Source organism: Microvirga tunisiensis, from assembly GCF_009296175.1.
GTDB classification, from domain to species: Bacteria; Pseudomonadota; Alphaproteobacteria; order Rhizobiales; family Beijerinckiaceae; genus Microvirga; species Microvirga tunisiensis.
Genome location: NZ_VOSK01000236.1, coordinates 1 through 9,999, shown reverse-complemented (window position 1 = coordinate 9,999; position 9,999 = coordinate 1). Strand labels below are relative to the sequence as shown.

Annotated in this window: 11 protein-coding genes and 2 pseudogenes; 4 read left to right on the top strand and 9 right to left on the bottom strand. The window is 61.5% G+C overall.

The features are described 5' to 3' along the window. Together FS320_RS31535 and FS320_RS31530 are read left to right on the top strand one after the other, a co-directional pair. On the top strand, positions 1–171 hold a 171-nt coding region (locus tag FS320_RS31535; RefSeq protein WP_192926366.1), incomplete at its 5' end, for a winged helix-turn-helix domain-containing protein. Next, the gene (locus tag FS320_RS31530) at positions 168–554 is read left to right on the top strand and encodes a hypothetical protein (RefSeq protein ID WP_152716398.1); all 387 of its coding nucleotides are present in this window, start codon (positions 168–170) and stop codon (positions 552–554) included. The genes FS320_RS31535 and FS320_RS31530, both read left to right, overlap by 4 nt. A 534-nt stretch (positions 555–1,088) precedes the next feature. On the opposite strand, the pseudogene FS320_RS31525 reads toward FS320_RS31530, so the two are convergent. The 6 genes and pseudogenes from FS320_RS31525 to FS320_RS31500 all read right to left on the bottom strand — a co-directional run. Continuing rightward, a pseudogene (locus FS320_RS31525) lies at positions 1,089–1,313 on the bottom strand (DDE-type integrase/transposase/recombinase); the annotation flags it as partial. A 494-nt stretch (positions 1,314–1,807) separates the two neighbouring features. After that, positions 1,808–3,124, bottom strand: coding sequence for an esterase-like activity of phytase family protein (locus FS320_RS31520; RefSeq protein ID WP_244627520.1), 1,317 nt, complete (start codon positions 3,122–3,124; stop codon positions 1,808–1,810). 284 nt (positions 3,125–3,408) lie between these two features. After that, positions 3,409–3,987 (bottom strand): CYTH domain-containing protein, encoded by a 579-nt coding sequence (locus tag FS320_RS31515; RefSeq protein WP_152716395.1) that lies wholly within the window; start codon positions 3,985–3,987, stop codon positions 3,409–3,411. A gap of 131 nt (positions 3,988–4,118) precedes the next feature. Continuing rightward, positions 4,119–4,622, bottom strand: a complete 504-nt coding sequence (locus FS320_RS31510; RefSeq protein WP_152716394.1) for a MarR family winged helix-turn-helix transcriptional regulator — start codon at positions 4,620–4,622, stop codon at positions 4,119–4,121. A 118-nt stretch (positions 4,623–4,740) separates the two neighbouring features. Next, positions 4,741–5,205: a DUF421 domain-containing protein gene (locus FS320_RS31505; RefSeq protein ID WP_152716393.1), complete on the bottom strand. Its 465-nt coding sequence runs from the start codon at positions 5,203–5,205 to the stop codon at positions 4,741–4,743. Positions 5,206–5,223: 18 nt separating this feature from the next. Continuing rightward, positions 5,224–5,745, bottom strand: a complete 522-nt coding sequence (locus FS320_RS31500) for a hypothetical protein (protein WP_152716392.1) — start codon at positions 5,743–5,745, stop codon at positions 5,224–5,226. A 444-nt stretch (positions 5,746–6,189) separates the two neighbouring features. On the opposite strand from FS320_RS31500, the gene FS320_RS31495 reads away from it, so the two are divergent. After that, positions 6,190–6,459 carry a hypothetical protein gene (locus FS320_RS31495; RefSeq protein WP_152716391.1) on the top strand — a complete coding sequence of 90 codons (270 nt, stop codon included), beginning with the start codon at positions 6,190–6,192 and terminating at the stop codon, positions 6,457–6,459. A gap of 135 nt (positions 6,460–6,594) precedes the next feature. On the opposite strand, the gene FS320_RS31490 is transcribed toward FS320_RS31495, so the two are convergent. Continuing rightward, entirely contained in the window at positions 6,595–7,671 is a 1,077-nt protein-coding gene (locus FS320_RS31490; protein WP_152716390.1) for an alkaline phosphatase D family protein, read from the bottom strand. 87 nt (positions 7,672–7,758) lie between these two features. Beyond that, entirely contained in the window at positions 7,759–7,917 is a 159-nt protein-coding gene (locus FS320_RS31485) for a DUF3309 family protein (RefSeq protein ID WP_152716389.1), read from the bottom strand. Between the two features lie 808 nt (positions 7,918–8,725). On the opposite strand from FS320_RS31485, the gene FS320_RS31480 reads away from it, so the two are divergent. Then, positions 8,726–9,808, top strand: coding sequence for an inositol-3-phosphate synthase (locus tag FS320_RS31480; protein WP_152716388.1), 1,083 nt, complete (start codon positions 8,726–8,728; stop codon positions 9,806–9,808). A 52-nt stretch (positions 9,809–9,860) separates the two neighbouring features. Here the strand turns inward: FS320_RS31480 and FS320_RS31475 are convergent. Continuing rightward, positions 9,861–9,999 (bottom strand): annotated as a pseudogene (locus FS320_RS31475) (IS256 family transposase); the annotation flags it as partial.

Genomic DNA, 9,999 nt, shown 5'->3' with positions numbered 1-9,999 from the left:
GTCTATATCGACGAGCGCACCGTGGACGTGCATGTGGGCCGCCTGCGCAAGGCGATCAACCTGCCGCGCCGGCCCGATCCGATCCGAACCGTGCGTGGCGCCGGCTATTCCTTCGATGAGACCTTCGAGAGACTAGCCGAAGGTGCTTCGGCGCAATTGGATATGAAGTGACAGTGCTTGACATGGAACCATCGCGCCCTATTGCAAGAAAGCGCCTAGACTTAGCTCTTGAGAAGATCCTGTCTGGCGGTGCAGATCATTCAGGATGCTACCCCCTGTCCGATCTCCGGCGGAAGCTTGCTATGATTTCTCAGGCGAGGAGATTTATGCTCGTCATGGTTCTGATGCAGCAAACATTGCCTCAGACTGAGTACGAGCTCGCTGAAGCAACCAGAGATTTGAAAAGCAATGTCATTCGCAATCTTCATGTACTGGTCGCAGAGGGCATCGCTATCCCAACCCGCGACGAGGCGACCCACATCGTTCGCTATAGGATCAACAACGATCTTCTGAAAGCTTTGTCTGATCTGTTTGGGCGTGGACGAGTTCAATAGGCACGCCGTGCCGCCCGCCCATTGATTGATCGGGCCTTCGGACGGGTCTTGTCATGAGAACTGGTGACGCTTCGCACTGATCCGCAGTAGGGTAGGGGATGCAACACATCTCTGCCCGACGCCAGTTGCCGCCCGAGATCATCCGGCATGCCGTCTGGCTCGATCTGCGTTTCACCCTCAGCTGCCCCATCAGCTCGGCCAGACGGTTGCGGGTGCGGTTCACCCGGCTCTTGAGCGTGCCCACCTTCACGCCGAGCGCCTTCGTCGTCTCCTTTGATAGGACAGTCCTCTCCACGCCTATGAGCAGGATTGCCTGGCTGAGGAGGGGTCGGCCTACCTCCATGATAGTGGCGATCCTCAACGTATGGCTTTGAGCAGTGTCCTCCAGCTGACGGACGATAAAGCTTGCAGCCCTCTTCGGCCACTTGCGACCAGTTTATTGTTGCCACTTGTCTGTGCCATGTTTGATGCTGTCAGCAAGACACGGTTGCGTTAACCTGAAAACGGCAAAACGGACCCAGTTTAACGGGCCGCTCAAGCCGCAAGACCGACGAGCTGATTGACGAGACGGATTTTGCCTGTCGCTCGACGTTCCCACTGGATGCAATGACCGCGGCGGATCATGCGCATGATTTCAAAGCCCGGCAGCGTCGCGGCGGCAGTTTTCCTGGTCTGGAAGCCGCGCGTCGGACGGATCACGCGCTTGAGCACGCCATGATCCGCCTCAAGGATGTTATTCAGATATTTCGAGGTGCGGTGTTCGGCTGTCATTCGGCTTTGAACCCAGACCCTGTCGGTTGCCAAACGTAAGCCTCTCGGCGGCTTGAGGTCTTTCTCAGAGCGCGAGGGTCGCGAGCGGCGCCGACTGTGACCCCGCTGTCATAGCGGTTTGTTTCGCATGTTCAGCCGGTTGCACCTGTTCTGATAGGGGTCAACGTTTCGGTGCTGATCTACACACCGGCTTTGAGAGGGTCTGTCCCCATATGCCGGCACATTACAATGCTTCGCGAAGACGAAGAATCCTTCAGCCGCAGCAAGTTGTGGGTTGTTCAGGGCCGACGAAGTAGCCCGGAATCCGCAGCCCTCTCTCGCTGAGCAGGTTGAGCTGCTCGCTGCCTGAACGCGCTACCAAGCGATTGTCCTTTTCACGTCTCCTATCCGGGTTTGCGACACAAACCGCCCTGTAGGTTCGACCACAAAAAAGGGCTGCCGACGAAGGTCGGCGGCCCTCCGATCCAGTCCAAATGCACCGTTCAGCGCGCCTTCAAGAAGTCCCCGACTTCCAGCAGCAAGAATTCATCGTCGTCCTGCTTGTTGGGATCGCGGCTTGACGAGAAGGGCAGGTTGTTGTCGTTGCCGACAACGATGTGGCGGTCGTCCACGATGTCCACGTTCTCGATGGTAAAGAACGGGAAGGTGAGCACATTGTCGTTGAGAGGCGTCCGGGCCTTGCGGTTGGGATCGGCGATCTGCATCAGGTCGATGTAGCCGATCTTCCGGGCCGGGGCGCCGACGTGCTGGTCCGACAGCTCGACCTTGTAGACCCGCTTGAACTTCGCGATGTCGCTGAAGCAGTTGAGCTGCTTCTGGCCCTGAGGGCAGGCCTTGTCGGCGGTGCCCTCGCCATTGTCGCGCTCGATGATCAGTCCTGTGGTCGCGTCGATCATGTTGAAGTCGCCGATGGCAAGACCGTTCTGCTCGAGCACGTATCGCCAGTGGCGGCCGGTCCACTTCTCCGCCTGCACGTCGAACTCCAGAATGCGCAGGAACTCCTTGCCGTCGGCTGTCTTCTCCCAGTCCTTCTTGTCGGCATCCCAGACCGGCCCCTCCAGGAGCGCATACAGGAAGCGGCCGTCCGGCGACGCGGCCATGCCTTCGTAGCCCTTGGAGCGGCGAATGTTGAAGGTCACAGCGCCGTTCGGCGTCGCCGGTGTCGTGACCGCATAATGATCGGGAGAGCGGGCCGGCTTGCCATCGACTGTCGTCTCGAACACCGCCTCGACCTTGCCAGTCCGGCCGGCGCGGATGAGGTAGGGGCCGAACTCGTCGCCAATCCAGATCTTGTCGCCGATCGGCTGGAAGCTCTCGGTGTCGAAGTCAGAGCCAGTCAGGTAGCGCTTGTCCGTGCCCTCGTTGGCGATCCGGAACGGCACCTTCTTGTCCGGGTCACTGAGGAACACGGTGTCGAGCCGCTCAACCGTGCCTTTCTCCCAATCGATGCGGTAATGGTTCAGATACAGCATCGCGTCAGGGGAATTGGCTTTGGCTCCGAAGCCATTGTCGGTCAGCACCCAGAAGGTGCCATCGGGCTGTCTCTTGACGCCGGAATGGCCCTGCAGCGGCTGACCGCGGAAAGGAAGCTTGACACCGGTCGGGCGATCACCCGAAGTTCCCTCAATGGTTCCGATCGTATCGACCCGCTTGCCGGTGGTGAACTTGCCAGCGATTTTCAGGTCGGATGGGGCATCGGCTGGCGCATCGACAAAGCTCTGGGCGGGCAGCACGGCATGGCCGGCGAGTGTTGCCGGGTATTGCTGTGCGAAAGCAGCCGAGGAGAGCGCAGCCACCATCGGCAGCGCGAGGGTCAGGCGGGTTGCCATGTTCGTCCTCCTGGTATTGAGCAGGTTCCTTCTGGACAGAGTGCATGTCGTCGGGGTGACAAGCGGGTGACACTTGGATGACGGCGGCCGAAGCCCGGGTAGTGCCTCTCTTCACGTGCTCCCTGTCCTTATCCAGACCTTGCCGCTTTCTTGATCGCGCGGGTCATGGCGGAGGTCTTCCGGGACGAACCTGACCAGCGTCTGCCGGAGCCGCTCGCGGCCGTCCTGCGGCAGATAGAGACCTGGAACGAGGATTACGAGCAGAATGCAGCCTGAACCGCGCCTGCGTTTGTCGTGGAGCATGACTCAGCTATGCGAGAGCTTGTGGCGGCCGGCGCGGCCTCCTGAAGTGAGGCCGCGTGATGCTCTGGGATGGCTTGCCTCTGCGGCGCACTCGCGAGACGGGAGTTGCGAAAGCGCGGATCGTGACTGACCTCCTGGCCCAGCCACGGAGGGATTTCGACCGGCTGCTCGGGGTGATTGAGCTCCACCTCGGCCAGGACCAGTCCGGCATTGTCGCCCGCGAACTCATCGACGTGCCAGACAAGGCCCGCGTGGGGAACCTCATAGCGGGTTTTCTCAATCAGCGGACGATGGCACAGCTTGAACATCGCCTCGGCTTCTTCGACCGGCACCTCATACTCGAACTCCGGGCGCACGATCCCATTCGGCTCGCCTTTGACCGTGAGGTAAGCTCGTGATCCTGCCCGCCGCACGCGTACGGTCACGCCATCCGTGCGGGCGAGATACCCCTGACAGAAGCGCTGGCCCGCGGCATGCTCGCGCCAGCCGTCACTCACCACGAGGAACTTGCGCTCGATCTCAACGGGCATGAGAGGGGTCCTGGATTGGTGGAGCGGGTGTACGCAGGACAACTGACGGAAGGAACCCTCAAGCGGCTCCTTGGTCTCAAGAGTTCTGTGGCTTCATGGCAGAAGCAAGACCATCACAGACTCAGCCAGCCCTAAATGCGATGATCGTCCAAGGCATCGAGCGGAATATCGAAGTTCTGCTCGGTGCCCCCCAGGGCTGTGGCCAGGTTGGTCGCCGCGCGCAGAAGAAGCTTGCGCAGCCGTTTGCCATCCTTGGGGTCAAAGTCGGCTACCATATCGGCCTCCACCTCATCCCAGAGCGCGTGGATGCGAGCGGCCGCGGTCTTGCCTTTCCGAGTCAGCCTGACCCGGACTGAGCGCCGATCCCCACCCTCCGCAAGCCGCTCCGATTGCCGCTCGACAAAGCCCAGCGCTGTCAGACGCGTCACGGCCTTGGAGGCGGTTGGCGCGCGCACACGCAGGATATTGGCAAGCTCCCCCATGGGGATGCTCCCCAGGCTGTCGAGCACTTGGATGACCTGCTCCTGCCCGGCAAACAGGCCCATTTCGTTCAGCTTCTCGTTCAGGTAAAAGCGATGCAGGCGAGCGGCTTGCGCCAGAAGCCAGCCGAGGGTGTCTTCACTGGGATGCGTCATTCAAGCCGTCTTTCTCACGGGGTTGAGTTTCGAAAGGCAAACAACAAGCAGTGAGTAAGTAAACGCGCCTCTCATGAACGAGCAGCGGAGGAGTGTGGTCCCCGTCGCTCCTTGCATGTCATGGGATACTCGCACCGTCGCGGGGTGGAATGATGGAAATTCCGCCGCTTCGCTCGAGCACTGCGAACTGGATCTGCTCCAGGCGCTCGAGCCCGCGCAGCCGGCGGGCCGCCTCGAGAACATCGGCGATGTCGATACGGCAGGCCCTCATGCGTTCCCACAGGGGTTCCCCGTCGGCAACCACGACGAGGGGCAGGCCGTTGACGGCCTTGTCGAGGCTGCGGAAACGGCTGAGCAGAAAGGTGAGGACCGCGTCGAGCAGGATCAGCGTGCCGATCACGAGAAACGCGGACGTGAGGGAGTAATCCTGGCCGACGAGGGCATTCTGCGTCGCCTCGCTGATGATGAGCAGCAGCAGCATCAGGTCGAAGGTGCTGGTCTCGGCGAGCGTGCGCCGGCCGGCGAGGCGGAAGAGCACCAGAAGAAGTGCGTAGACGGCTGCGGCGCGAATGACAGATTCCATCACGACCTCCGGATCGGTTCAGGGATAGACAAGCTGGGTGAAAGTCACGCCTGGGCCGGACCCGGCGCTGAGCTTGCCGTGCACTATGCCAGCCTGGATTGGTGTGAGGGTGATGGTGATCTCTCCTGCGTCCTCGGCTGTACCAGGAGCGAAGCCAAGGCGCAGCCCGCGGCCGGTCACCACCGTGCGGCCGGGGGCCGGGATCACGCGCTCAATCGCGACGCGGTCGACATAATCTTGGGAGAGCGAGATCCAGCGCCAGCCGTCCGCCTGGGCGGTTCCGGGCCGGAGGCGGAGGGTGGTTGGGGTGTCGTTGTGGAGGAAGCGCTCATAGTGGACTGCGAGCGCACCAGACGGGGTAATAGCCTCGGCCCGGCTGAGCGGGCCTCCGCCAAAGGGCCCGAACAGGCCCGCTCCGAGGAAGAGGCCGAGAGCAGCCCACCCGATGCGCTCGAAGCGCCAGAGGCGGTGCTGGAGAGATAGATCCTCGTCAATCTCCAGCCGGTCGAGATGCGGGACAGGACGGACGTTCCAAGCCACGGGCCGATGCCTTCTGTGGAGCTCAACCAGCCCTCTCTGAGCGGGACGGATTCGAGACCAGCTTCGACAGGAAGCAGCCCGCAGTGTTCAGGGCCTGATCCCATGTGCAATCTTACTGGAGATTTGCCGATCTGGGCAGACGCACATGACCTACGGCGAGAAAAGCGATCCGAGTGCTGAATCACCAGAATCACCAGACTTTCGAGCGGCCGCTCACGGGGATCCGGGCCAACCCGGGCGCAATCCATGATACTCTTGAGCCGACGCCTCGTCCCGAGGTGAGGGACGAAGCCTGAACCATCAGCCGATCAGTCGGTTGACCGCAATAGCGCTGGTGACGGCGAGGCTGACCCCAACGGACTTATGCCTGACGTTGGCATGGATGTCTGGCCTGTTTCTCAGCCCTGAGCGCCGACCATTATCCCCCCGCGCACGGAGCGATCCATGGCGCCCAAATCAGATCGCGACACCTTCCGGACCCTTCACGCCGAAACGGCCAAGGCCGTTCAGCGCGGCGAGAAGTTCGCCCGCAGCCTCAAGCGCGTGATCGCTCAAAGGAATCCGGAGACCGCATTGCAGCCGCTCCTGGAGGCGGTCGAGAAAGGACTGGCCACCCTTGGCGCAGAGGCCGATGACCTTGAGCGGACGCTGGCCGAAAAAGGGAACCGCCGGGACCCGAAGCAAGCGCTTCGAAGCCTGCCATATCCGCCGTGATGCTCGCCACCGGCTGGCCGGCCGCGGGATACAGCAGCCGGTCCTGCGCAAGTTATAGGGCGCTAACAAGGCCAGCATAGATCACTGCCAACACGAGGACGCCCCACGCCAAGACTCGGCCGAGCCGCATGGCGCCTAGCGGGTGGGCTCGGGAGCACTGAGGTCGGCGAGCTTGACGCTCGTTCGCCGCACCACTTCGCCGGCCTCGTTGCGGAGCGAAAGCGCGATCACACCCTCCCACCAATCCACATCCGCCGTGCCGAAGTTCGCTGCGCCGTACACGGCGCCGAGGCGATTCGGGCCCACTTCGCGGTTGCCGGCAAACACCTGGTTGAGGCCGCTCGAGGTGATCTCGACGAGCGGGTAGGGCGTGCCGTTCGTCTCCCGGTAGAGGCCGCCGATATGCCGGTCGCCTGAGATGAACACCACGCCGTTTGCGCCGGTCTCGCGCACGAGATCGTAGAGGCGCTGGCGCTCGCGTGGGAAGTTGCCCCAGCGCTCCCAGCCATGGCCCTCCGCCACGACTTGAACGGATGACACGATGAGACGCAGCTCCGCCGGCTCCCGCAGGCGTTCGGCGAGCCATTGCCACTGCTCGGCGCCGAGTATGGTCTTTGCGGGATCGTCATCCGGGACGTAGCGTTCCCGGCCTGGCGCGTTGCGGTCGTCTGTAAGCTTCAGAGGCGAGCGAAAGAAGCGGGTGTCGAGCAGGATCACCTGGATGCGTTGGCCCTCTGGTCCAAAGGTCTCGGCATGATAGACGCCATCGCGGTTGTGGCGTGGGTCCGACAAGGGCACATCCCAGAACTGAAGGAAGAGGCTTTGAGCCTCGCGCCGACCAGGAAAGTCGGCACCCGCATCGTTCTTTCCGTAGTCGTGATCGTCCCAAGTCGCAAGAGAAGGGAGGGTCGTTCGAACGCGCATGTAGCCGGACAGCTTGGAGGCTTGGGTATACGACTCCTGCAAGCTCCTAATGAGATCCTCGTCAGGCACATTCCGGCCCTGGCGCACGTCGCCGTAGACGTTGTCGCCTGTGAACAAAAAGAGCTCCGGGCGGTAGGCGAGCACCGCGTCCCAGATCGGCTGCGGCTTCTCCTCGTCGGCACACGAGCCAAAGGCGATCCGGGTGAGGGGAGCCGGGATACTCTGGGCCCAGGGCTGCCCCGGCAGCAGCAATGCAAGCAGGACTGTCAGGATAAAGAGAGGCATCATTACTCTCCTGTCCGAAATGAGCGCGCTGTTCCAAACCTACCCGTCAGCTCTGACGGCTGGAAGAATAATCTAAGGGAATGGAGCTCTTCAGAGACGGCCGGTTCCAAGCAGCATAAAAATCATCAGGATCAGCAGGCCGAAGCTGATGCTCGGCCGAGAGTCCCAGCCTCGGTTATAGGGCCAAGCCGGAAGAGCTGCCGTGAACAGCAGAACGGTAACGATCAGAAGTAGAATCCCAATGCTCATGGTGGGCGTCCTGATCATGGAGACGCTAAAGCCGTGGCTGATCCCTGAAGTTTAGGCGCGGCTCCATGACATCCGCGTGACGCCTCCGTCAGACCTGCTCGCTGGTATTCGATTGCTGCGGTCCCCTATAGGGCCTGCGGGCCGCTATCGCGCATGAGCTGTGTTGCTTTTGTCTGCGAGATGCTTGCCGAGCAGTACAGGGATCCCACCCCTGGTGGGCCTTTTCAGAGGATCAGAAGGTGTGATTGAGCGTCCAACATGCCTGCTCGCAGTCGCGGGAAGAGGGCAGGACAAAGAGAGGATACTTACACTCGGGCACATCGCTCCTAAAAGGCAAGGCGGGCGTCACCCTTGGCAAACAGGCGCCCAGGATGACAATGAAAGACCGGAGAGGCGTGTCGTGCGTTCGGACTCATCACTCCTCAACCGTTCTCAAGAATCTCGCGCCGTGCGGCTGTGGCAGCCCTCAGCCTGAGAATCGCATGAAGACCGTGGTTTGAGATCAGACATAAAGGTGCGCCACGGCCAATCGAGCAAGAACTTCATCATGTCAGCACGTGGAAAGAGGCCAAGCTTATGCCGCCGATTCCACCAGAAAGATCGGAACCATCGCGGGCATGACGTAAGATGATCGTCGAGTTCTAGACAGGGCTCAAAGGTGAGGATTGCTGTAGGGAACTACGTACGTTTCTTCTGAGTTGACGGCCAAGCTTTGGACCATGCCACCCGGGCGGCCGCCTGCTGCCTGCCTCATGGGCACGCCCAAAGAGGCAAGGCATTCCGCCTGATGCACAAGGGGAGATTCACCATGACTTCGAGAAAGGTCCGCGTCGGGATCGTGGGCATCGGCAATTGTGCCTCGTCTTTTGTGCAGGGCCTTTCTTATTACCGAGATGCGAAGGGCGATGAGCCCGTGCCAGGCCTGATGAACGTCGAGATCGGCGGCTATCATATCAGCGATGTCGAGGTCTCTGCTGCCTTCGACGTGAACGCCTCGAAGGTCGGGCGTGACGTCTCGGAGGCCATTTTCGCCGAACCCAACAACACCCAGCGCTTTGCGGCCGTCCCGCAAAGCGGAATCATCGTGCATCGTGGCAAAACCCTCGACGGCATCGGCAAGTATCTGCGCGAGGAGATTGCGGAGTCCGAGGAGGACGAGGCCGACGTCACCGAAATCCTGCGCCAGTCGAAAACCGATGTCCTGGTCTCCTACCTGCCCGTCGGCTCCCAGAAGGCCACAGAATGGTATGCGGAGCGGGCGCTGGAGGCTGGCTGCGCCTTTGTGAACTGCATCCCGGTCTTCATTGCCTCGAACCCGGAATGGCGTAAGCGCTTCGAGGAGCGCGGGCTTCCCATTGTCGGCGACGACATCAAGAGCCAAGTCGGAGCCACCATCGTCCACCGCGTTCTCGCCAATCTGTTCCGCGAGCGCGGGGTGCGGCTCGACCGCACCTATCAGCTCAATTTCGGGGGCAATACCGATTTCCAGAACATGCTGGAGCGGGAGCGCCTCGAATCCAAGAAGATCTCAAAGACGCAGGCCGTGGCGAGCCAGCTCGACATTCCTCTTCCTCCCGGCGACATCCATGTGGGCCCGAGCGATCACGTGCCGTGGCTCACGGACCGGAAATGGGCCTATATCCGGCTGGAGGGCACCACCTTCGGCGGCGTGCCGCTGAACATGGAGGTGAAGCTCGAAGTGTGGGATTCGCCCAACTCCGCCGGCGTCGTGATCGATGCGGTACGCTGCGCGAAGCTCGCCATGGATCGCAAGATCGGCGGCGCGCTAACGGGTCCATCCAGCTATTTCATGAAGTCGCCGCCGCAGCAATTCACCGACAACGAGGCCCGCGACAGGACCATCCTGTTCATCAACGGCGATGATGACTAGGAGGGTCGGAACAAGGTGCGGAGCTATGACGGAATTTAGGTGATGGGGCCGATCAGGCGGCGCTGTTTGTCGGCATCGGAATGATCTCGGTGCCGTCCTTAAACCTGACACCGGCGATCACCTTGGGCAACTGGTTTTCGCCCATCAACCTCCGCCAGCTTCTTGCGGCCGCCATCACCAGCTTGAACACC

Coding starts and splice junctions, on each gene's coding strand:
- FS320_RS31485 (WP_152716389.1), bottom strand. CDS start 7,917: ATGAGCATTGGGATTCTACTTCTGATCGTTACCGTTCTGCTGTTCACG.
- FS320_RS31505 (WP_152716393.1), bottom strand. CDS start 5,205: ATGGAATCTGTCATTCGCGCCGCAGCCGTCTACGCACTTCTTCTGGTG.
- FS320_RS31480 (WP_152716388.1), top strand. CDS start 8,726: ATGACTTCGAGAAAGGTCCGCGTCGGGATCGTGGGCATCGGCAATTGT.
- FS320_RS31495 (WP_152716391.1), top strand. CDS start 6,190: ATGGCGCCCAAATCAGATCGCGACACCTTCCGGACCCTTCACGCCGAA.
- FS320_RS31520 (WP_244627520.1), bottom strand. CDS start 3,124: ATGGTGGCTGCGCTCTCCTCGGCTGCTTTCGCACAGCAATACCCGGCA.
- FS320_RS31515 (WP_152716395.1), bottom strand. CDS start 3,987: ATGCCCGTTGAGATCGAGCGCAAGTTCCTCGTGGTGAGTGACGGCTGG.
- FS320_RS31490 (WP_152716390.1), bottom strand. CDS start 7,671: ATGATGCCTCTCTTTATCCTGACAGTCCTGCTTGCATTGCTGCTGCCG.
- FS320_RS31510 (WP_152716394.1), bottom strand. CDS start 4,622: ATGACGCATCCCAGTGAAGACACCCTCGGCTGGCTTCTGGCGCAAGCC.